This is a genomic window from Spirochaetota bacterium, assembly GCA_004297825.1.
Classification (GTDB): domain Bacteria; phylum Spirochaetota; class UBA4802; order UBA4802; family UBA5368; genus FW300-bin19.
Map to the genome: position 1 here is coordinate 13057 of SCSX01000066.1, position 23237 is coordinate 36293.

General features: G+C 55.9%; 19 protein-coding genes. 9 read left to right on the top strand and 10 right to left on the bottom strand.

The annotated features are described in order from the left end of the window. Positions 1-5: 5 nt before the first annotated feature. Positions 6-512, bottom strand: coding sequence for an HXXEE domain-containing protein (locus tag EPN93_13445; protein ID TAL33619.1), 507 nt, complete (start codon positions 510-512; stop codon positions 6-8). A gap of 421 nt (positions 513-933) precedes the next feature. Here EPN93_13445 and pflB point away from each other — a divergent pair, with 421 nt between their 5' ends. After that, positions 934-3198 carry a formate C-acetyltransferase gene (gene pflB, locus EPN93_13450; protein ID TAL33620.1) on the top strand — a complete coding sequence of 755 codons (2265 nt, stop codon included), beginning with the start codon at positions 934-936 and terminating at the stop codon, positions 3196-3198. After that, positions 3161-3940 (top strand): pyruvate formate lyase-activating protein, encoded by a 780-nt coding sequence (pflA, locus tag EPN93_13455; GenBank protein ID TAL33621.1) that lies wholly within the window; start codon positions 3161-3163, stop codon positions 3938-3940. The genes pflB and pflA overlap by 38 nt, the downstream gene beginning before the upstream one ends. A gap of 92 nt (positions 3941-4032) precedes the next feature. Here pflA and EPN93_13460 read toward each other — a convergent pair whose 3' ends face one another. The 4 genes from EPN93_13460 to EPN93_13475 form a co-directional block, all read right to left on the bottom strand. Then, positions 4033-4707, bottom strand: a complete 675-nt coding sequence (locus EPN93_13460) for a formylglycine-generating enzyme family protein (protein ID TAL33669.1) — start codon at positions 4705-4707, stop codon at positions 4033-4035. A gap of 1611 nt (positions 4708-6318) precedes the next feature. Next, positions 6319-6663 (bottom strand): PEGA domain-containing protein, encoded by a 345-nt coding sequence (locus EPN93_13465; protein TAL33622.1) that lies wholly within the window; start codon positions 6661-6663, stop codon positions 6319-6321. A 328-nt stretch (positions 6664-6991) separates the two neighbouring features. Beyond that, positions 6992-11227, bottom strand: coding sequence for a CoA activase (locus tag EPN93_13470; GenBank protein ID TAL33623.1), 4236 nt, complete (start codon positions 11225-11227; stop codon positions 6992-6994). A 463-nt stretch (positions 11228-11690) separates the two neighbouring features. Further along, positions 11691-12998, bottom strand: a complete 1308-nt coding sequence (locus EPN93_13475; protein ID TAL33624.1) for a hypothetical protein — start codon at positions 12996-12998, stop codon at positions 11691-11693. A gap of 214 nt (positions 12999-13212) precedes the next feature. On the opposite strand from EPN93_13475, the gene EPN93_13480 reads away from it, so the two are divergent. Next, a complete protein-coding gene (locus EPN93_13480) occupies positions 13213-13956 on the top strand; it encodes a 1-acyl-sn-glycerol-3-phosphate acyltransferase (protein ID TAL33625.1) in 744 nt (247 codons plus the stop codon). A gap of 61 nt (positions 13957-14017) precedes the next feature. Here EPN93_13480 and EPN93_13485 read toward each other — a convergent pair whose 3' ends face one another. After that, on the bottom strand, positions 14018-14212 hold the full coding sequence (locus EPN93_13485) for an AbrB/MazE/SpoVT family DNA-binding domain-containing protein (GenBank protein ID TAL33670.1): 195 nt from the start codon (positions 14210-14212) through the stop codon (positions 14018-14020). A gap of 355 nt (positions 14213-14567) precedes the next feature. Between EPN93_13485 and EPN93_13490 the strand changes: the two genes are divergently transcribed. Together EPN93_13490 and EPN93_13495 are read left to right on the top strand one after the other, a co-directional pair. Beyond that, a complete protein-coding gene (locus tag EPN93_13490) occupies positions 14568-15086 on the top strand; it encodes a hypothetical protein (GenBank protein TAL33626.1) in 519 nt (172 codons plus the stop codon). 101 nt (positions 15087-15187) lie between these two features. Beyond that, complete coding sequence (locus EPN93_13495; GenBank protein TAL33627.1) at positions 15188-15622, top strand: acyl-CoA thioesterase; 435 nt, start codon at positions 15188-15190, stop codon at positions 15620-15622. A gap of 86 nt (positions 15623-15708) precedes the next feature. Here EPN93_13495 and EPN93_13500 read toward each other — a convergent pair whose 3' ends face one another. After that, positions 15709-15912 carry a DUF2892 domain-containing protein gene (locus EPN93_13500; GenBank protein ID TAL33628.1) on the bottom strand — a complete coding sequence of 68 codons (204 nt, stop codon included), beginning with the start codon at positions 15910-15912 and terminating at the stop codon, positions 15709-15711. 334 nt (positions 15913-16246) lie between these two features. On the opposite strand from EPN93_13500, the gene EPN93_13505 reads away from it, so the two are divergent. Next, positions 16247-17395, top strand: coding sequence for an acyltransferase (locus EPN93_13505; GenBank protein ID TAL33629.1), 1149 nt, complete (start codon positions 16247-16249; stop codon positions 17393-17395). Positions 17396-17490: 95 nt separating this feature from the next. On the opposite strand, the gene EPN93_13510 is transcribed toward EPN93_13505, so the two are convergent. Together EPN93_13510 and EPN93_13515 are read right to left on the bottom strand one after the other, a co-directional pair. Beyond that, positions 17491-17922: a ferritin-like domain-containing protein gene (locus tag EPN93_13510; GenBank protein ID TAL33630.1), complete on the bottom strand. Its 432-nt coding sequence runs from the start codon at positions 17920-17922 to the stop codon at positions 17491-17493. A gap of 72 nt (positions 17923-17994) precedes the next feature. Continuing rightward, positions 17995-18870 carry an RNA polymerase sigma factor gene (locus tag EPN93_13515; GenBank protein ID TAL33631.1) on the bottom strand — a complete coding sequence of 292 codons (876 nt, stop codon included), beginning with the start codon at positions 18868-18870 and terminating at the stop codon, positions 17995-17997. 400 nt (positions 18871-19270) lie between these two features. On the opposite strand from EPN93_13515, the gene EPN93_13520 reads away from it, so the two are divergent. From EPN93_13520 to EPN93_13530, 3 genes are all read left to right on the top strand, one after another. Further along, a complete protein-coding gene (locus EPN93_13520; protein TAL33632.1) occupies positions 19271-19930 on the top strand; it encodes a DUF4332 domain-containing protein in 660 nt (219 codons plus the stop codon). A 129-nt stretch (positions 19931-20059) separates the two neighbouring features. After that, on the top strand, positions 20060-20518 hold the full coding sequence (locus EPN93_13525; GenBank protein ID TAL33633.1) for a hypothetical protein: 459 nt from the start codon (positions 20060-20062) through the stop codon (positions 20516-20518). A 60-nt stretch (positions 20519-20578) separates the two neighbouring features. Beyond that, positions 20579-20779: a hypothetical protein gene (locus EPN93_13530; protein TAL33634.1), complete on the top strand. Its 201-nt coding sequence runs from the start codon at positions 20579-20581 to the stop codon at positions 20777-20779. Between the two features lie 127 nt (positions 20780-20906). On the opposite strand, the gene EPN93_13535 is transcribed toward EPN93_13530, so the two are convergent. After that, positions 20907-23072: a hypothetical protein gene (locus EPN93_13535; protein TAL33635.1), complete on the bottom strand. Its 2166-nt coding sequence runs from the start codon at positions 23070-23072 to the stop codon at positions 20907-20909. Between the last annotated feature and the right edge of the window lie 165 nt (positions 23073-23237).

Genomic DNA, 23237 nt, shown 5'->3' on the forward strand with positions numbered 1-23237 from the left:
TCCCGTCACATAAATAATTTTTCCGCCAGCGAGCCCGCGACGAGCGAAAGCGCGATGAGGGGCAGATAGACGACCGCCCCGCATACGAACGCGATCGCGAAACCGCGCCTGTCGATATAGTGTTCCCTGAACGCGGCCCGGAAGACCAGCAATGCGAAGGGAATGTTTACCAAGAGCGCGGTATACACCCCCGGGGCGGGGGTCAGGAACAAAATGGAAGCCCCCACATGCGAGAGCGCGTTCAGGAGCATGACGGCCTGTATGGCCACCGGCATATGCCCCCAGAATCCCTTTTCGAGAAAATACAGTGATGCATACACCGCCGCAAAACCGCCCAGGGTGACGATTACCAGCGCCGCGTGGAACTGGGGCCCGGTCACGAAATGCACGCCGGGAAGGTATTTTGCCGAGAACGCGACCATACCCGGCGCCTCCTCCAGGTTATGCAGCCCCATCAGGAACGGCATGATCCAGAGGAGCGATTTATACGAATCAAGAAATTTTTTCTTCATAAGTTAACCAACCGGTTATTAAAACTAACTGTTTAGTTAAACATATCCGATGAACCTGCCGGCGTCAATATTTTTTCCGTATATTCTTAAATTAATTCTCCTGTGCCGCCCCGGAACCCACGTCGAGGCGACAGAATCCTGATTTTTTCGCTTTTTTTCAAATTAATGCTTGAATTTGATTCCGGCAGGTGCATACCAGCTTTTTTCCTGAGTGGAAAGCACCGCTCGGAGGGATTGAATATACAAATTAAACTTAAAATAAAGTAAATATTCGACTTGTTGCGAAACTGCTGTCTCGCGCTCGCAGGAAACCCCTGCGGGGGGCTTTTAAGGGGCTTCGCCCCTTATACCCCATAAAAAATTGAGTTATGCAACGAGTCTATATAGATTTTATAACTACGAGTCAAATGGAGCGCCACACATGATCAGCCCGGCAGTACAGGACGAACAGGGTACCGAAATCCGCGAATGGGCAGGCTTTACCCCCGGCGAATGGACGGACGAAATAAACGTCCGCGAATTCATTCAGAAAAACTACATCCCCTTCGAGGGCGACCGCGCCTTTCTCCAGGGTCCCACCGAATCGACGCTCGCGCTCTGGGGCAAGATAAGCGACCTGATAAAGGAAGAACGAAAGAAGGGCATACTCGACGCCGACACGAGCGTCATCTCATCGATCATCTCCCACGAGCCAGGCTACATCGACAAGGACCTCGAGATCATCCTCGGGCTCCAGACCGAGAAGCCCTTGAAGCGCGCGATAATGCCCTTTGGGGGAATCCGTATGGCCACGCAGGGACTCAAGGCCTACGGGTACGAGATAGCGCCCGCCATCACCGAGATATTCAGCCGGTACCGGAAAACCCACAACGAAGCCGTACATGACGCCTATACCGACGAGATGAAGCGTGCGAAGAAGAACGCGATCATCACCGGGCTCCCGGACGCCTACGGCAGGGGCCGCATAATCGGCGACTACCGGCGCATCGCCCTGTACGGCGTGGACCGGCTTATCGAGGTGAAGCAGAAGGAAAAGAAGCACCTTGATTACGATTATATCGAATCCCCCATCGTGCGGCTGCGCGAGGAGCTCTCCGAGCAGATCAAGGCGCTCCACGAATTGAAGCAGATGGCGTCCGCGTACGGGCTCGATATCGGCAAACCGGCGGCAACCGCGCTCGAGGCGGTTCAATGGACCTACTTCGGCTACCTGGCCGCGGTGAAGGAACAGAACGGTGCGGCCATGTCGCTGGGACGGGTCACGAGCTTTTTCGACATCTACATGCAGCGCGACATCGAGCGGGGGCTCCTCACCGAAGCCGGCGCGCAGGAGATCATCGACCGCTTTGTAATCAAGCTCAGGATCGTGCGCTTCCTGCGCACACCCGAATACGACCAGCTCTTCTCGGGTGATCCGGTCTGGATCACGGAATCGATAGGCGGGATGGGGATCGACGGCAGGACGCTCGTGACGAAGACGAGCTTCAGGATTCTCCAGACGCTCTACAACCTGGGCCCCGCTCCGGAGCCCAACCTCACCGTACTCTGGTCCGAGAAGCTCCCGGACGGATTCAAGCGATTCTGCGCCCAGGTGTCGGTCGACACGAGCGCCATACAGTATGAAAACGACGACCTCATGCGCCCGGTGCACGGCGACGATTACGGGATCGCCTGCTGCGTCTCGGCGATGAGGATCGGGAAGCAGATGCAGTTTTTCGGGGCGCGCGCGAACCTCGCGAAGGCGCTGCTCTACGCGATCAACGGCGGGCGCGACGAGATGTCCGGCGACCAGGTGGGCCCGGAGTTCGCGCCCATCACGGACGAGTACCTGGACTACAAGGACGTTATGCGGAAATACGACCAGGTCCTCGACTGGCTCGCGCAGCTCTACATCAACACCCTGAACATCATCCACTACATGCACGACAAGTACGCCTATGAGCGCATCCAGATGGCGCTGCACGACCGCGATGTGATACGCACCTCGGCATGCGGCTTCGCGGGGCTCTCGGTCGTCGCGGATTCCCTGTCGGCGATTCGGCACGCGCGGGTGAAGACGGTGAGGAACGAACGGGGGCTTGTGTCCGATTATATCATCGAAGGGGATTACCCGGCCTTTGGCAACAACGACGACCGCGTGGACGATATCGCCATAGACGTCGTGCGCAGGTTCATGATGAAGCTCAAGAAGCACAAGACCTACAGGAACTCGACCGCGACGCTCTCGATTCTCACCATCACCTCGAACGTGGTGTACGGCAAGAAGACGGGAAGCACGCCGGACGGAAGGCTCGCGGGCGAGCCCTTCGCGCCGGGCGCGAATCCCATGCACGGGCGTGACCAGAAGGGCGCCATCGCGTCCATGGCATCGGTCGCGAAGCTCCCGTACGAATACGCGGAGGACGGGATATCGTATACCTTTTCGATCATCCCCAAGGCACTGGGCAAGTCCGTGGAAGAGCGCACCGGGAACCTGGTGGGAATGCTCGACGGGTATTTCCACAGCGGCGGGCACCATATCAACGTGAACGTCTTCGACCGGGAGACGCTCATGGACGCGATGGAGCACCCCGAGCTCTACCCGCAGCTCACGATCCGGGTATCGGGATACGCGGTGAACTTCATAAAGCTCACCAGGGAGCAGCAGCTTGACGTCATCAAGCGGACCTTCCACCGGCACTCCTGAAGTCCCGAAACCGGGGACGCGCGGAAGGATTCATTCATTCGAATCCTTCGGCGCGGTCGACGGCCCGGGAATACGGTTCGTCGTCTTTATGCAGGGATGCCCGTTCCGCTGCAAATACTGCCAGAATCCCGACACCTGGCTAACCGGGAGGGGCCTCGAGATGTCGCCGCTCGAGGTTTTCCGGGAGGTGAGGAAATACCGCGCATATTTTCACTCCGCCGGGGGCGGTATCACGGTGACCGGCGGCGAGCCGCTTCTCCAGCCGCGTTTCGTGAAGGAGCTCTTCGAGCTTTGCCACGGAGACAAGATCCACACCGCCCTCGACACCTCGGGATGCGTCCCCCCTGCAATGGCCGAAGAAGCCGTGTCGCAGACCGACCTTGTGCTCCTCGACCTTAAAAGCATCGACGAGAAGACGCACAAGGCGCTCACGGGATCCGGGCTTGCGCCTGTCATGCGTTTTGCGAAATGGCTGTCCGATATCGCCAAACCCGCGTGGATACGGCATGTCGTGGTTCCGGGCTACACGGACGACGACGCGATGCTGGGCGCGCTCGCGGATTTCATCCTCACCCTGCGCAACGTGGAGCTCGTCGAGCTCCTCCCCTTCCACAAGCTCGCCGAGTTCAAATGGAGGGAGCTGGGGTACGAGTACGAGCTCTACGATACGGAGCCGCCCTCCCCGGAAAGGATGCGGGAGATCATCGATATGTTCGCCGCGAAAGGATTGAAGGCGCGCTGAGGGGACCGATATCGCCCCGCGGCATACGGGACCGGCAGCCCCGCGGCGGCGATTTACGGCAGTGAACGCAGCCGGCGGGTTGCTTCATCCGGCTATTTCTTCCTGGGAAGGGGCGCCTCCAGGACGGGACGGAAACCGATATAGTTGTTGTGGTAACTGTTCAGATATTTGTCCCGAAAAGCGGAGCGCATATAATCTGCGATCAGGCACCAGGACCCGCCGCGGACTACGTGACGATCGCCGTTCCCGGGTCCGGCAGGATCTTTTTCCGGACTGTTTTTATAATAACGCTCGTCGTATGCATCCGCGCACCACTCCGAAACATTTCCGCTCATGTCGTATAATCCAAAGCCGTTGGGTTGTCTGGAGCCGACCGGATGCGTTTTTTGTTCGGAATTTTTAACAAACCAGCAGTACGCGCCGTCCATTTCATCCCCCCAGTAATACCGCGTACCTGTACCGGCGCGACACGCGTATTCCCATTCCGCCTCGGTGGGGAGCCGGATGGCGATATCGTTCTTATTTTTAAATTTCCCGCAGAATTTTTTCGCGTCGTCCCAGCTGACCGATTCCGCGGGATTATCCTTTGCCTTGAAACCGCTCGCGTTATCTCCCATCACCGCTTCATACTGCGCCTGCGTGCACTCATATTTCGCCATCCAGAAACCGTTCACGGTTACCTTGTGCTGCGGGCGTTCACTGGAGCCGCCTTCGCTTTCAGGAGACCCCATGGAAAATGTTCCCCCGGGAACAAAGACAAACTCGATGCCTCCCACCACTTTCACTCCCCTCGTTGCATCTATTGCGTCAAATACCCCGGGGTAGTCTTCACGCTTCATCTCCCCCGCAGTCAAAACCTTCGCAATACCGTTATATGTGGCGAGCGCTTCCGCCGAGGCAAACCTGACAAGCGGTCCCGACAGCAGCTTCCTCGCCTCCTTGAGCGATTTCTTCGCGCTCGAATTTTCATTTTTGAAGTTGTAGTGCTCCGCGAGGTCCGCGAACCTTTTCACGGAGTTCTGTACATAGTTTCGGCCTGTCACGCTCACCGTGTCGACTTTTTGCTCCAGGCGATGAACCGTCTCCGTTTTCTTCTCCGGATTGTGCAAGTATTCGATCTTTCTCCCTCCCGTCTCGTAGCATTCCAGTGCCTCTCCGAAGCGGTATTCCCTGTAATGTTCGTCACCTTTTCTTTCAATGAGCCCGGCCATGGCAAGGAGCATCGAATCTTCCCGTTCATCGAGCGTTTTCAGAATGCCCGCGACGGCCTCACCGCGTGCATCGGACGGGGTTTCCTTGTTTACCTGGGCGCGCACCTTGCCGTAGCGCGCTGACATCTTTTCCAGGAATGATTGGTCAGGGTTCCCGCCGTCGGCATACGTCCGGTCGACCTCCTCGATTTCGGGTTTGTACATCATCGCATATGCGGTATCGGCACGGCGCCTGGCGCTAGCGACGAATTCCCCCATCTTCGCCTGCTTCTCGGCCGACAGTTTCGAGCGAATTCGCTCCAGGATGGAACAATAGTGCCCTGCGGCCTTCTCGTATTTTCCTTCCTTGAATAATCTGTCTCCTTCCTGGAGCAGTTCCCTGCTGGAACTGAGAATTTTCTGCACCGATTCATCGGGCGAATTGAAATCCAGCTCGGCGATATCGGAACCCCTTGAATAATCGACCTCGATGCCTTTCAATGAAACCACCCCGGCTAAATCGTCATCGCCCGGCTTTCGGATCGTATAGGAAGGATCGACCAGCTTGTACGCGGCTTCCCGGATAAAGTGATCGAGCCAGCGCTGGCTGAAATTCTCTTTGAACATGGATTTAGCGGAAATGGTGAGCGCTTTCCGGTCACGGACCAGATTGTTAAGCACCAGGGTGAGTTCGCCGCCCGATCCGCGGATTTCGCCGTAAATGATTTCATCCGCGTTAATCGCTTCCGCGATCTGGGACGTACAGCTTTCATCCGAAGAGCCCGATGAAAGAATTTTTTCCGCCTGCGCGTACATTATTCGCACGGCCTCGTCATCTATTACGTAATATGATTGTCCGAATTTCCCGATTACCTCGAGCTTAAGCCCGTCGCGCACCTCATCGGCCAGCTTTTGTGATACACCATCGGTTTTAATGGCGGATATGTATAATTTTCGCTTGTCATCTCCGCCATAGGACCGGTTCAGGGGTGCAATCCCGGCAATAAATACGGCAAGGGCCAGAATGAATGCGACCCCCAAATGAATCTGCGTCCGCGAACTACTTCGGACCTCTCCATTTTTCATTGAGCACTCCTGTGGTGAGAACGTTTACGACGGGATAGTCTGAATTAGTACTCATTCTATAAAATAATGCGGCGTTGGCTGGTGACCGGTTCAACTGTTTTGCTACTTGTTTTCTTTCGCCTTCATTTCATATGTTTTTTCCGGGCTGTAATCCATTATCCAAAGGAACGGGACAAGGAATAAAACCCCCCCGCAACACGCACTGGCCGAGAACTGGTCTTTTACAAGCGGCGTGGTGAAATCATTATAACCGTCCTTGGTGAGCCTAAGGGTCGTATTTGAAAGAAATGATTTGCTGTCGGTCTGAACGTACGGCGTTTCCCCTCTGTATTCGCCATCGATATAGACCTTGGCCCCCGCGGGGATGGTATTGATTTTAACGCTGCTCTTGCAACCCACGGCAGCCATGAAAATAATCATCATGAAAATTGCGGCTGTTTTTCTCATCGATAACACCTCTCCTGAATTTTTTGCTCAAAGCCATCCAGCACAGCACCGCACGGTAGTAACCATGCAATTCCAATAGAAGAAACCGTTAATAGTAATGTCTGATAAACCGCTGTGAAGCACAGCGTGCTCAAAGGACAAAACGGCTCGAAAACTCCACGCAGCGAGCCGGAAAACGTTATTTATATAACAACTGAAACTTTCATGGTCAATTATATTCGTCAAGCCCAATACGATTTTTTTTACTCATCGATGTGAATTTTTTAGAAACTGCGCTATGACCATTCTGTTTATTGCATGACGTCACCCGCCCGCGGACACGGTCCCCCTACATATTCGCGATCTTCTTCTCCTCAAGGTCCCGCCCCTTGCGCGGATAGGCGAGGTAGGGAACGATCACGTCATTCCTGAGGCTTCCGGTGCCGTCGTAGGTGACCGATATCACCGGCACCCCGGTGGCGCGCTCGATCTCCGCCGACATGGCCTCGGAGACAAGCGAGGGGCAGCAGAAGGCCGGGCTCGTTTGCACGAAGAGCGCAATGTCCGGGTAGTGTTCCAGGAGCGCGAATATCTTGAGTATGTTGTCGTGGGTCTCCCCGTTGTTATGCAGCTTCAGGCCGAAGCGCGCCAGGATCCTTTCCGCCGGGATGTCGTATGACGGCATGGGCTCTTTTAATACCTTCTCGAAATATCGGTAATACTTCTTCTCCATCATCCCGACTATCCCCAGCATGGCCCTGCTGGTGAATACATCCTTGTATTTTCCTTCGGACAGCCAGCGCTTAAAGTAGGAGCCCGCGACCACCTTCGCGTAATCGCTGTAGGGGGTGGTGAGCGCCTCGCCCCCCGCCGCCTCTATCGCCCTCACTAAATTCTGGTTCATCACGTCGTTGTCGCGCGCGTAGAGGTCGCCGAATATCGCGACCTTGGGACGCCGTCCCGGCTTGACCGCGACATTCTCGAACTCGGCGACCGCGTCGCGCACCGCCGTCTCGCGCGGGCTCTTCCCCAGGAAATGCGCCTCCAGGATTTCGGTGGCGCGCGCAATCGCCGCGTCCGTCGCGCCGCGTACCTCTTCATAGGGGCGCAGTGTACACCCGGCCTTGCGTATCAGCCCCCCGAAAAGGTAGGCGAAGTAGGCGTTGATCATCATCTGCGGGGGAAACTCCAGAAAGGTCACGTCGCCCACGTAGACGCCCGCCTTCTCCATCCCGCCGCCCTCGGCCTCGAAGATGCTCTTGATATAATACGGGTACATGCGGATGTTGCAGGCGACCCCGCTCTCGAGCATCCACAGCAGGGTATTCGCGGGATCCAGCTCGTGCGCGCGCACGTAATCCATAAATTCCTGCGCGATCGCGTTCATGGGGATGCACTGCCCCGTGTTGTGGCGCAGGCTCTTCTGGATGAGCGTATCGTTCTCCTCGAGCAGGCGCGCGTCGATCCCCGCGCTGCGGAGATTCGCGACCAGGAAGCGCCCGGTGATCGGGTCCCAGTTGGGAAACAGCAGGGTTTTGCCGGCGATCTTCTTCTCGACCTTCGGATTCGACATCCGGAGGCCCGCGGCGCCCCGGCGCGCGTTCCCTGAATGGTGGTTGCGGAATGCGCGCACCGCGGACTCTATGCGGGTCTCGTATCCCACGCTCGAGTCGTGCTCGTCAAGCTGCAGCACCAGGTAGGGCTTGCCGTGATGGTCCATGATGCGTTTGAAGTATTCCACCACGTAGGAGTCGGGCGAACACTTGAACGAGGTCACCAGCACCGGGTACACCCCGGGGCGTGTCGCGATCGCCTCGGCGGTCTCGATTATCTTCGACGCGAAGTTCCAGTGGAAGGCCGCCAGCAGGTCCTTCACACGGGCCGTATCGGCGGGCGAATATTCGACCATGTCCTGGTAAAACGTCTTGATCCCCAGCGTCGCGAAAATGTCGGGGATGCCCTTGTTCATGGAGGGGGCGAGCACCGTGTAGGGGCGGCCCAGCAGGACGACACTCACCCCGCCTAACGTCGATTCGCGCTCCCGCGCGTACACGGCGCGCAGGGAGGACTGCACGGTTTCCTGGAAGCGAATGGCATCCTCGTACGCGTTGTACACCTCCACGAAGCCCAGGTCTTCGCCCAGCACCGGGCGCAGTGCCTTCACGAGCTCGCCGGCGGTGTGGAAATGCGAGTAGGCGTGGTTGACGAGCGGCATGATCGTACGGGAACGCAGGCCCGCGCCATGCATCACCGACATGATCGCGGGCGAATACTGCGTGTAATAGCAGTACTGCCGGGCGCGCTCCTTCGACCGGTTCCTGCCCTCGAGGTACACCGGCATGAACACGTAATCGGCATGCTCGGAAAGCCAGGAGGCGTGCCCGTACATCGCCGACATGGGCGCGCAGAACTCCGCGCCGGCGCGCTCCTTGCCGCGCTTCACCGGGTCGGCGCAGTCCTCGCTCGTGACGGTGCGCACCCCCAGCAGGTCGAAAAATTTTCTCCACAACGGAAGCTCGTCGAACATGTGCAGCGCCGCGGGAATTCCCAGCGTGACCCAGCCCCGGTTTTTCTGCGTGGGCGGGAACGCGGCCGCCCTGCGGCGCGCACGCAGGAGGTCGAAGCCGGAGGCATTCTTGTTGACGAACTTTTTCGTGTCGTAATCGCGGCCGCACAGGAATCCGTACGCGACCGTCTCTCCGTCTACATGGGCGGTCTTGATCTTGCAATGATTCGTGCAGAGATCGCACACCTCCGCGCCCAGCGGGATGCGCTTGCCGTGCAGCGAAAGGCCCCTGAACGAGCTCGCGGCGGGCGCGTCCTCGGCAAGGGAGAGCGCGACGCCCAGCGCCCCCGTGATGTGGCAGAACCGGGACACGAAGATGGGCTTCCCCAGCTTCTGCTCGAACGCGGCGACGAGCGCGCGGTTCTTCGCGGTCGCGCCCTGGAAGCACACCCGCTCGCCTATGTTCGCCTCGATGGCGACCTTGGACAGGTAGTTGTCGCGCACGGAATGCAGCACCGTGGCGAGTATCTCGGGGACCTCGTATCCCTTGTTCAGCAAATGGTTGATGTCGCGCTCCATGAAGACGGTGCACCGGTCGCTCGCGATGGGCGCGCGCGCCCCCCCCGCCCGCTCCGCGTACTCGTCCAGCGGGCAGCTCAGTTTCTGCGCCTGCTCCTCGACAAAGCTCCCCGTCCCCGCGGCGCACACGGAGTTCATGATGGAAAAGGTCACCGTCCCGTTGCGCAGCGTGGTGAACTTCGCATCCTGGCCGCCTATTTCGATAATCGTGTCGATCTCCGGATCGAGCGTCGCGGCCGCGCGCGCGTGCGCGGTGATCTCGTCCAGCACCAGGTCGGCGCCCATGATCTTCCCGATGAATTTTCTTCCCGAGCCGGTGGTCCCGGCCCCGGCGATGTCGAACGGGATGTGCGCGCGGCGCCCGGCGTCTTCGATCGCCTCGAGTATCGCCTGCGTGGCCGCGAGCGGCCTTCCCGCGGTGCGCGTATAGAATCCCGCGAGCACGCGACCGTCGCCGTCCAGCAGCGCGGCCTTCGTGCTCGTCGAGCCGATGTCGATCCCCAGGAACGCGCGGCAGGCCGCTCCCCTCGCGGGCTTTTCGTAAATGTCGACTTCCACCGGGATTTCGAATCCCGGAACGGCCGGGTCGTAGTTATAGCGCTCTATGCCGGGAAATTCCGGGTAGTCGGAGAGCGTGAGCTCCAGGGGCGCGTAGTAATACCGCTTCTCTTCCCGTTCCTCCGCGACCAGCCGCGCGAGGGGCTTTTCCGGAGCAAGGGGCTGCGCCGATTCATCCCCGGCCAGGCACAGCGCCGCGCCGATGGCGCCGTACAGGTGCGCGCGCTCGCCGGCGACCAGGGGCGTTCCCATGAGCCGTTCCAGGTGTTTCACCACCGCCGCATTGCGCGCAACGCCCCCTGCGAATATCACCGGACCGCGCAGCTCTTCGCCGCCGCACAGGGTGTCGACGATATTCTTTGCGAGGCCGTGGCACAGGCCGTCGCATATCTGCGCCAGCGTATAGCCTTCCTGCTGGGCGTGTATAAGGTCCGTTTTCGCGAAGACGGCGCAGCGCGAGGCGATCCTGGGTATGTCGCCCGTGCTCGCGCACGCGATCGCCGAAAGCTCCTCGATCCCCGGGAGGCCCAGCCTGCGCGCCTGCTGGTCAAGGAAGCTCCCCGTGCCCGCGGCGCAGCTCGAATTCGCGCGGTACCGGCGGTAGGACCCGTCCTCGTCGAACCGGATGAGGCCGAACCGCTCCCCGCCCACCATGAGAATGGAGCCGGGCTTCCCGTGCATGCGCCGCGCCGCGGTGATCACGGCGATCCTTCCGTCGTAGCGGTGCGCCCCCGTGATGATGCCGGGGGATGACGCCGTGCAGGCGATTCCCCGCGCGTCGTACGCGTCGAACTCCGCAAGCATCGATTCGAGGGTCGCCGCGATCTTCCCGTAGTGGAACCGGTAGGCGCTTTTCGCCGCCTCTCCCCGTTCGTCCACCAGCGCGATCGCGATGGACACCGATCCGATATCCACCCCCAGGTATTGGGCATTTTTATTCATTTGTTGTATATCCTGTAATTATATATAAGTTTAACTGCACATAAAATTTAATGTAAATATCGTGATGGAAGTGAGCGCGTATTATTCATGCCCCTTGGAAATTGCAAGCATTAAAAGAAAAATATCGTTTTTCAACCGGCGAATCCAGCGGCGGACAGCCCATCCTGGGAATTTTTTCCGATTCTCCCCCGGTGAAGAGTAATGAATTTCGATCCGCCAGGAATACTATGAACGATTCGTGAAAAATCGGTTTGTTTTCGATGGGGTACGGGGCGGGCTTTTCAGGCGGGATACTTTGCTCCGCGCTTAAAGATTTCTCCCTGCGGTCGAAATGACAGATTTGCAGCAACCCTATAACACAATGCACAATGCATTCGAATTCTTTTCGGTTCGGGCGCCGATACTCCTTTCGGCCCGCGCCGCGCGCCCCCCGGCAGCACGGTGCGATGCCGGACGAAACCCGCTATTCCGGGAAGACCGGCCAGCGGTCGATAATCTTCCCGCCCCGTACCACGAGCAGGTCGCCGAACTCGCGCATGATCGCCTCGCTCTGGGTGGGACGGAGGAAAACCGTATCGTCGGCCCCCAGCGCGGTGCGCGCCGAACCGTTCACGATCGACTGGTTGGTGCTGAACCCGTAGATCGCGTTTCCCTCAAGCCCCGCCGGCGACGTGAACCGCGCCATCCATCCGCCCCCGTAGATGAAATAGGTGAGCTGCTTGTTGGGATTCCACGCGCTCATGAATCCCGCGAGCCCCTCGATGAAGGGGATGGTAGTCCCTGAAATCTTCTTCAGCACGGGGGCCGCGATGAAGAGGGCCGGCTCGTGGCGTTCCAGGAGCATGGTATCGAAGTCCGACGGCTGCACGATGCAGGAGCCCGCGGAGATATCGTTCACGGGGCCTCTGCCCTGGAAGAGCATGTAGGTGTGGCTGCCGCCGCTGTTGAGGGTGAGCCCCTCGCGGAAGAGGGCCGGGTATTTCGCCTTTCCCGCGTCGAAGAATTCATTATAGCGGTCGAGCATTCCCTGGAAGGCCTTGTCGATCGCCGCGCGCTTCGACCCGAACACTGTCGGCGCCGATGCGGTGTGCACGTCGTAGCCCATGAATCCCGCGAGGGCGAGGCTCTTCGGGTTGGCCGCGATGAGCGCGAGCATCTCCTCGAGCTCAGCCGTCGTCCTGAGACCGCCGCGGTGCAGGCCCACATCGATCTCGACATTAACGCGCATGAGCAGGTTTTTCTCGCGCGCGAGCGCAAGGTATTGTTTCAGCCTCTCGGGACTGTCCACGAGCCACTGCACCTTCGCGGACGGGTCGAAGTTCCATTCGGGCCGCAGGGCCCCGTAGAATTCCCGCGCCGCGTTGACCGGCATGGGCTTGCCCAGGAGCATGTCCATACCGCCCAGCCCCGCCCGGGCGAGGATCCTGAGATCGGGCTCGTGAAAAACCATGAGCCTATCGGACCCCATCCGCTTCTGGACGTACTGTACCAGCTTGACCGAGGGAAGCGATTTCACCACCAGCCGGAAGGACGCGGGCGGCTTTATGGCCTCTTTGAGCAGCGCCAGGTTCCGGTCGACGCGGTCGAGGTCCAGGACGAGCGACGGGCGTCCGGGCCCGTTTTTTTTCATTTCGGCGTTGAGCGCCTTGAAGTACTCGTCGTACGGGGCCCCGTTGTCCGAGGGCTTCATGGCGACGGCAGCGAGCAGGAGAACGACGACACAGCCGGCGAGAATGGAGAGTTTTCGATGCTGTCGGATAAACCGGATCATGCGGGGCCTCCGCGGATTGTTTTCCGCAGTATGGCACGGTACGCGGAAAAAGTCAATCCCGGGGGCCGCGGTGCCGTGGAAGGCGCGGATTCGAATCCGCGCCTTCCATCTTTATTCGCTTTTCCGATCACTGTTCGGTTTAAATAAAACGTTTGCTAAAATCAGAACACTTCGTGTAAAGTGCCGTAAAAATTTTACCGGCTGGAAAGTGATCATGGACCGCGCGATATCTATACTCGTCTTTATCAATATAATTGCCACCTCGTTCTTCTTTTACATCGGCGCCCTGATCATCTGGGCCTGCACGCGCCCCTTCGACAGGCGCCTTCGGTTCCTCCATCTGTACACCTGCTTCTGGGGCGCGTTTTACACCTATATCATGCCCGCGTGGCCGGCGAAGATCGAGGGCAGGAAGAAGATCAGGCGCGGCGCCACCTACGTGATCGTGTCGAACCACCAGTCGCAGCTCGATATCCTGGTGCTCTTCCGGCTCTATAAACATTTCAAGTGGGTGTCCAAGGCCGAGATATTCCGCTTACCGCTCATCGGGTGGAACATGGTGCTGAACAACTACATCAAGCTCCGCAGGGGCGAGAAGGAAAGCATCGCGCAGATGATGGCCGACTCCGAGAAGCAGCTCGCACAGGGCAGCTCCATATTTATTTTCCCCGAGGGCTCCCGCTCCCCGGACGGGAACTTGAAGCAGTTCAAGATGGGGGCGTTCATACTCGCTAAAAAGATGAGGGTGCCGATAATGCCGGTCGTAGTGGAAGGCACGCGCCACGCCCTTCCCAAGTACAGCGTCAACTTCCACGGAACGCACCCCATAAAGGTACGCGTGCTCGACGAGATTCCCTACGAACAATTCGCCGATAAAACCGTCGAGGAGACGGCCGCCCTGGTGCGGGACTATATCAACGGCGAGCTGGTGAAGCTGCAGAAGGAAATGTACGGCTGAGACGCCACACGTACGCGATCCCGTGCGTGTGGCGAGCGTGCCGCACGATCTCCCCGGCGGGCTAGTCGATATTGTACCTCGTCCCGCTCAGCAACCGGTTTAAAACCTGCACCTTCAGCAAAACGATGCCCTCCCCGCTTTTCGATTTTGCGATCACGAGCTGGTCCCCGGTGTTTATGCCCAATTCCGCGCGCAGATCGGCCGGGATGACGATCTGTCCCTTCGGGCTCACCTTCCCGACCCCGTATACCTGCATATCATTTTCTTTTTTTGCCATGGGCGCCTCATCTTCGATATCCTATCATTTCAATCCGGTATCGGTCCGGTAGTAACGATCCCGTCTCCGGCAATGGGCGGTTTTTCCTGTACCACCGGTGAAATTACCGTTACCGGTGACGGCATAATTATACAAATGGCACCATTTGTCAAATATTATTATTTGTTTTACTTGTTTAACTTTTTATAATTTTATTACTTGACGCGATACGCCAAAGACGGCATCATGCAATCATGCATGGTCTCATCTGTTATTAGCGTGCGCGCAAGACGACAAGAGCATCACCCGGCCGCCTGTCATGGTTTCCGGGGATATTCCCCGCACGGAGGATTATATGGACCTGTTGGACAAACTGAGCAAGCACGAGGTCCGCGAATTCGTTTCAAAGAGCTGGCTCACGCACGACGCCATGTGGTTTTACTGCACCCTGCAGGAGTGCGGCGCGGAAACGGCAAATAGATTGAACAAGTCCGCGGTCCGCGCCATGGCCGGCATCGAGATTCAGAGAATAATGAAGCTGATGGGCGATCCCAGGCCGGAGATTAAAACCTTCACACAGTTGCAGGAGATCATCGATACGACCTTCAGGTTCATCAAGCCCGATTTCATGAAGCTGTACTACGGCACCCCGGAAATAAATCTGTTTGTCGGCGGGTTTCACGAGTGTTTCGCCCACGACGGCCTGAAGAAATTCGGAATGATCGATAGCTACGATTGCGGCGTAGTAGCCAGGGTCAGCACCTGGTTCGAAACCCTGGGGGTGAAATTCGAGATTTTACAGGATATCGAAAAGGGATGCCTGATGCACAAGTACGGAAAATGCGAAATTGCATACAGGTTTTTTCTTGAGTAAAGAGCACCGGCAGGCGGAAATGACTTCAGGGTCTCACAGAAGGAGGAACGACTCATGTCTATGAGTACCGCGATAGGAAAATTAAAATTCCGGGTAAAATCATGAATGATGAAACTTCGCATAAAAGACCGCTGGAAGTTTTTTTGCCGTTCAAAGTACAGACATATGATATCGATTTTGCGGGAATCGTCAGTAATATCACGTATGTTCGATGGCTCGAAGACCTGCGCCTCCAATTGCTTGAAACGTACTACCCCCTCGACACGCTGATTAGAGATGGCAATGTCCCCATTATTCAGACGACGCAGATAGAATATCGAAGGCCGATACGGATGTTCGATAAAGTGACCGGGCACATTTGGATGAGTGAATTTGATTCGCCCCGGTGGACGGCGCGCATGGAAATCACGGTTAACGATAAAACCGCGGCCACCGCGAGCCAGAGCGGGGTATTTATCAGCATGCTGACCATGAAACCGTCCGCGGCACCGGAATCATTGCAGAAGCGCTTTGATGACGCCATGCGCGAAAATTGACGCTTTTCCGCACAGCCGCTCCCGCCCGAGGTCCGGAAATCCCATGATCCGCCGGAGTATCTTTCCCGTCCGCGGATATGAAATGATTATTCCGCTTTCCTGGTCGAAATTCCGAATGGCAGGTACCCCGGGCACCGCGAAAGGAGACTCGTCACCAGGAAAAGTACGGCGATGACACCCAGGATAATGGCGGCGGTGCCCGTGATCTGCCCGGTAAAATAAAGCACCGCGATGAGAATCGCCACCGCGGTCCTGATAATCCTGTCTATGGTCCCCATGTTTTTTTTCATTGGAAACTTCCCCCGGTATTAATTTTTCCTAAATACATTAATTGACTATCCATTGAATCGCGAGAACCACGGCCGCGATGATGCCGGCGCAGATCGCACACACCAGGATGATTTTCAGGATTTTAACCATACCCGCTTCCCCTCGCAGTGCCGTTGGCCTCGTTTAATAATGTACAGAGAGGGAACCGGATAGTCAAGGAATGGGGGCGATGGTGCGCCGGGTATGGGACGACATTTATAAAATTCCCCTGCCCGCGTGCATATATTTCTTGCAGGCCGGGAAAAAACATAGAAAAGTATTCCCGATTAATAATTGTGAGTGAGGGGCACGCCCATGGAACCATCACCTCATCCATCCGCAACGGCACAGGCACGCCGTTATGACCTCGATTGGCTCAGGGTCCTGGCCGTCCTTCTGCTGGTGCCGTTTCATTCGGCCCTGGTATTCAACCTCGACCCGAACGCCATTGTATACATGAAAGATGTCGTGCAGAGCGAATTCCTGGTCCACGCGGCAGGCTTCATCCATAGATGGCATATGCCGCTGTTGTTTTTCATAGCCGGCGCGGCGACATGGCTCGCCCTGGGCGTTCGCACCGGCGACCGATACTTGAGGGAACGCGTTGCACGCCTGCTGGTGCCATTCGCATTCGGCCTTGTCGCGTTGATTCCGCCCATGACCTACGTACACTTCCTCGATCGCGCCGATACGCCGGGTTTCTGGCGGCACTTTGCAGGCTTCTGGACGCTCGATCCCCATGATTTGAGCGGTCTGGGAGGTACACTTACCGTGGGCCATCTCTGGTTCATCCTTTTCCTGTTCATCTTTTCGGTCGGCGCGCTGCCCCTGTTCGCGCGCCTGCGCGGCGTTCGCCGACAGGTACTCGTTGACCGGCTGGCGGGCTGGTGCGCAAAACCGGGGATGATTCTGATCCTTCCCGGATTGCTGCTCGCCATCGCGGCCGCGATACCGTTGCTGGGCGACAAGAATCCTTTTTTCTATTTCAGCGTTTTCATCCTGGGCGGCGTCTTCATGACCGACGGGCGTTTCCGGCAGGCGGTCGATCGACAGCTGAAGGCGGCCGTTGCACTGGGGATCGCCTTGGTGGCGCTCAACTACCTTTTTCCGCTGCAGTACCAGGAGGAATGGTCATGGCAGTGGATGGCGCTGGGGACCCTGTACATCCTCAGCCGCTGGGTGTGGGTTCTCGTCTTTATCGGCGCGGGCCGCCGCCTCCTGGTCCGTACAAACAAGGTCCTGGATTACGCCGCCGAGGCCGCGTATCCCTTCTACATTCTGCATCTGCCGGTGGTTACTATGGTCACGTATTTTGTAATCCGGTTCGAAACGGTCATTGCGGTCAAATACGCGGTAATCGTGCTTGTCGCGATCGGCCTGACGCTGGCCGTCTACGAGGTCTTTGTCAAGCGGATACGCCTCATGCGATTCCTGTTCGGGATGAAACCCCAGCTGCCGATATGAAGCATTATGCCGGAAAGCTGTCGCCGGCACGATGATATAAATTCCCATAAGCTTTATCCGCCAGGAGCGTTAAAAGGACGACTTCATGCTGCATTTTAGGAAGAATATTCTTCTTTATATATAGCGGCATGAGATTTTTCATCGGGAAGTATGCGCCTGAGAATTTTCTGATACGAAGGCTCGAGGCCGGCCGCGAGAGCCGCTTCAATCATCCTGACGGCGTCCGACTCTTTACCGCTCAATGAGTTCAGCTTCTTTTTGAGAGGCATCACCGTCATCATACCGGCGATGAACCTGCCCACCGCCTTCCAGAAACTTTCATTTCCCGCCTGCTTGTTGAACCTGTTGAAATAATAGTGCTTGAATAACCTGCCATGCATATGCTCCTGTTCCGCTGCCTCTCTCAACCTGGCCCCGAGTTTTGGGTTTTTTTTCGCATACTGCATCGCAAGCACGGCATAAAGTCCTGACGCGAGCATTTCTTTCCGGAATGAACCTCTTACCAGCGACTCCAGATTATCCATCATGCGGTCCTCCTCCTTATTGATTATTTCTTATTACAAATGGCAATCCACCCCGACGGGCGCGCATGCCCGTGCTTAATGAATGCCGAATATATCCCTGAAGCGCGCGTGTTCCAGGGTGTTCCTCAGCCAACCGGTTATATCGGGTGGGCCGTAAAAAGGATCATTCCGGTAGATATCGAAAAACGGATCGTAATAGCTCTCCCTGAATTCATCCAGTTTCAGTTCCAGCGCATCCCGTAGCTTCATCGCTGATGGCTTGTTATACCTCAAGGCCCCGGGATCGATCCTGCCTGAATCAAGGAAAGACTTCATCTTATTCGAACACCTGCATGGGCTGTTCGGATTCACATGGCCGCAGAGACCATTCATGTGGGAATATACCTTTCTCCTGGCCCGGGACAGGAGCTTTCTGAAATTACCGCGCGAAACACCAACGACTTCGCTTCCCACAACATCGGTCACCCTGAAGATTCCGCCGAGGATAAAGACGAGTCGCTCGATGCGGTTCAGGCAGATCAGCATCCCCGCCATGCAGCCAATACGCAGGTCCTCCAGTATCATCCTGGAATCCGGATGAGACGAGTCACGGTTATCCGGTATAGATTCTATCAGCGAAACATACTCGTCCAGGTCGGTAAACCTTCGTTCCAGCCGGCTCTTTTTCATCGTTGCAACATGGTTTGCCGTAATCCTGTACACCCATGTCCTGAAAGACCCCCTGTTCTCGTCATACGTCGCCAGGCTTGTCAGTATCTTTATTAAAATCTCCTGTGTAATATCAGCCGCTTCATCATGATCCATTACCATCTTAAAGGTAATATTATAGATCCAATCCTGGTGCCTGTTAATCAAAGCCTCCAGCGAGACTCTGTCACCCGCAACCGATTCACGTATCAATCCGATATCGGACTTATCAGCTTGAACGCTCTGAATTATCTCTTTACGCATGAAATACCGCCTCAGTGTTTAATTATTATAGCATCCGAAAGAGGCTGGTGTGACGAGGGGTATGAATATTTATCATAAAATCAGGTATTTTCCGTGAATTATGAGATGAAAGATTCAGGCAACCCAGGGAGCCAACGAAATATTTTGTCCCATAAACTATAAATGAATTATCGCCGAATCTAATGTATCGGCTAAACGCCATCGTAATGTACCATCCATGATACCCGGTATCATGGAGTATTTGCTTTTATTCAAGGGGGCGGGTAAAATGTCCCCAAGCTGGGTTTTTTTACCCGGGCATTGAGGGGTGTTCCGCGGAGGACGATTGCAAGTGGCGCGTTATCCTGAGGAATACCCCCCGGCAGAGTATGCTAGTACCGCATTTATTTGGAGATGATCCATGCCATATTATATCGATGCCGAAAAAACGAATCTCGATGATTTACAAAAACGAATCGAGGAAACGGATTTAATCCCGAGCCGCAGCTCACTAACCGTCAATATCGAGGATAATTTCGAAAAATTGAAAGCACAGGGCTTTCTGACTCTTTGGGATTTACGGAAGGAATTAAAATATTCAAAAAATATCCCTTCGCTTTCGAAGAAAACCGGGGTTGATTACGATTACCTGGTACTACTTAGACGTGAAATCGAAGGCTATTTCCCCAAGCCCCTCCCGCTATGCGCCTTTGATGGGTTCCAGAAGGGTGAAATTGAAAAATTAGAAAAATGCGGTTTGAAGAATTCCGTTTTATTGCATGAAGCGCTGGATTCCGCGAAAAAGAGATCGGAAATCAGTGCCAGGACAGGAATAGCCGGCACGCGTATCGATATTTTTTATTCATTAATCGATCTCACAAGAATTCAATGGATAAGTCCGATTGCCGCGGGGATGCTGGTCGCCGCCGGATATGATACGATAAAAAGGGTCTCCCAGGCGGACGCCGATGAACTATATAATGCGCTCGACCGGGTGAATAAAGAAAGAAATTTTTTCAAGGGAAAAATAGGGCTTCGTGATGTGAAACGAATCGTGAAAGCGGCATCCTATGTGAAATAAGGCGGGCTGATACGACTCCGGCCCTCCAGGTTACGGGAATGGGAGAGGTGGCGATGGAAGCTCTCTGACATAACGGCTGGTACCGGAAGAATTCTCAACAAAAATCGACGTCGGATCGGAAATGCGTATATGAAAAAAATCCAGGAAGTTTCAAGATCGATCGAAATAGCCGCCTCCCCCGGCCTGTGTTACCGGGTTATATGCGACATGGATAACTATCATTCCTGGTTCAGTCACGTGAGGGATCTCGATATCAGGAAAACGGGAGACGACTGCCGGGCCCTGAGCGTCGTGTACACCTTCGACCTGCTGATAAAGAAGGGACTGAAGATCGTGCTTGACTACCGATATGACGACGACGCGAGGATACTGCATTTCAAGTCGGCGGGGGGCGACGTCTCCCGGGCGGCAGGAACGTACGAGTTCCGGGAGCTGCCGGAAGACCGGACCCTCCTCGTGTTCTCCCTCCGCGTCGATTTCGGCATGCTCATGCCGGCAAAGATCACGGAATTCCTGTCGGGACGGGTGCTCGACGATTTCGTGCAGATGGTCAAGGGGGAATGCGAGAGGCGGAAGGATTTATTCTAAGGTTTCGGGGAGACCGCGCTCATTAAAATGCCGATTATTGAGTACCGATAAAACGTGAAAATGAACGACGACAAACAAATGACACTGCCGGGCATGAGCTTCATGACCATGACCCTCGTCTGCCGGGAATGCAGGGCCGTCGTGCAGGACTCCGTGGCTATCGGCGCGGACGCCGGTCCCCTTCTTACGAAGTATGGCTGGTCGCGCGACGCCTTGGGCCTCCTGTGCGGCAAATGCAGGGAGGATGCCGGGGGGCGATAACACGGCGAGGTCCGTTGTCGCGCGCACACACCCGGCATATATCCGTGTACCGGTAGCGCCCTCTTTAAAAAATCCGGCTTTCACTGCCCGGAGGAAAACGCCTCTCCCGCGGCAGACGACCGGACGGTTACTCTTTAGTGCGGATCACCCTGTCCAGGTCCTGCGCTTTTTCCTGGATGAGTTTCGAAACATCGATGATCACATCATTGGACTGGGTGATCTCCAGCGCCATCTGCGACAGCCGGTCTATGATTTTCTGCGTCTGGGCCATGGAATTCTTCTGTTCGTTCGTAGATGTCACGATCTCTTTCGACAACCTGTCGATCACCTCGGCCTGCCGGATGACCACTTCAAGGGCCGTGTTCTGCTTCGTCATCATCTCCCGTATCAAATCGAACCCGGAACCGATGACGTGTACCAGCTGGAGTATGGTATCGGTCGACTCCTTGGTGCTGAAGACGATGCGCGTGCCGGATTCGATGTCGGCGATGATCTTCGTTATCTGTTTTGTTATTTCCTTTGAATTATCGGAAGTAGCCTGCGCAAGTTTTCCAATTTCGTCCGCAACCACGGCGAATCCGCGCCCGTAGTCACCGGCCCGGGCCGCCTCGATCGCGGCGTTCAGGCTGAGCAGATTGATGCGGTCCGATATGTCGTCGATTATCTCGATGAACTGGTTGATCGCCGTGCCCCCGGCATTTATCGTGTTCATGGTATCCGTCATCGTGCGGAGGCTGTCGCCCGTGGCCGTCGCCGAACCCATAATCTCCCTTATGCTCTCCTCGACCTTCCGGTTCTCCAGGATGAGGTTCTTCTGGGCATCGTTGAGCACGTCCACGAGGTTCTTCGATTTCTCGCCTTCTTCTTTCTGGCTTATGGTCGAATTGTAGATGGTTTCCACCGACGCGGAGAACTCCTCGAATGTCGCGGACATCTCTTCGCTTGTCGAGGCCTGTTCCATGGAAAGGCTCGTAAAACGGTTGGTAATTCCCTGGAGCCGGTCGCTCACGCTGATAAACTCTTCGGACAACGTGCCCGCGGTTCCCACGATGCCCTCGAGATACGCGGCCCGTTCGATCGTCGTTTTTTCGTGCTCCTTCTGCTCATCAAGGAGTTTCGACAGTTTTATTCTCATGACGTTGATATTATCGGCGAGGGCGAGGGAGAGGAAGACGACAACGAGCGAGGAGCCGATCTGCACGCCCCAGTCGGCGATAAACATCCCCGGCAGCACCCCAAAGGTCTTAAGGACATAGATTACGATGCCCGCCACGAGGCCGCCAAAGCCGATCAGGATGAACCGGGCCGGTCGCGAATTGCGGATAGTCGCATATATGACGCACCCGAACAGGCAAACCGCCAGGACCCCCACTAACGCGGTTGCGCCGCGGATTGCCAGGCCATAGTCGACGAAAAGGGTGCACACGGCCCATGCGGATCCCGGGACAATGACGCCGTAGAGAAATATTTTATCGACGACCCTGAAAAGCTTTTTGGTTTCGATGACCTGTTTCATGAACACGGCCGCCAGTGTAATTGCAACACAGATAAAAAAAGGCAGGGCGAACGAACCCCACCATAAGGCGTTCGGCCACAGGTATTGAAAGGAATAACCGTTCAGCGACATCTGCATTAAAATATACGCGGCGATGAACAAGACGTAATACAAATAACCGCGGTCGCGACCGGCGATGAAGATGAAAAAATTGTAGACCAGCATGATGAGCATGAGGCCGTAATATATCCAGATGATGGGCATCTGCGTCTGATTTCTGTGAATATATGCATTCTGAGACATGAGGATGGGCGTAAAATTCAGGGAACTCGACGTTTCAATTCTCAGGAAATACCGGTGGATCCCGGGGCCCTCGTTCAGCCGGAAGACGAAGTTCTTATCTTCGATTTCGCGTTCATGGAAAGGATACTTGTTACCGGTTTTAAATACGCGGTATCCCTTGCCCGTCGGGCGATAGAATTCCACATGATTCAGCATCGGATAGGTTAATTCCAAAAAATGGTTGAGGGCACTGCCCGTAGTATCGAGAGAAAACCGGAACCAGTATACCGAACGGGTAAATCCGAAATTCAGGGACTCTTTATTCGACGCGGTCCATCGCTCTTCTTTTACGACCTGATCGAAGGATAGGGTATTTTCTTTGTCTTCGATATATTCGACATTCAAGCCTATCGCCTGCGCGTCAAACGAATCGTCAACCCTTATGCCCTGGAGGGCCGCAAGCGACAGGGGAAAAGAAAATAGTATTGATGCGATGATTGCAATTTTTAATTTCATTGATCCCTGCTCACAAGTTTATATATAAAACGCGTCCCATCCCGGCAGGATTACTTCCGCATGGCTTCACTTCTTATCAATTTACTCTGTTAAAGTCCACTCTCATTTTTAAAAAGCCGGGGCGATTGAGTTTTATTTTCCGATGGACGTCAGGTTAAAACGGCC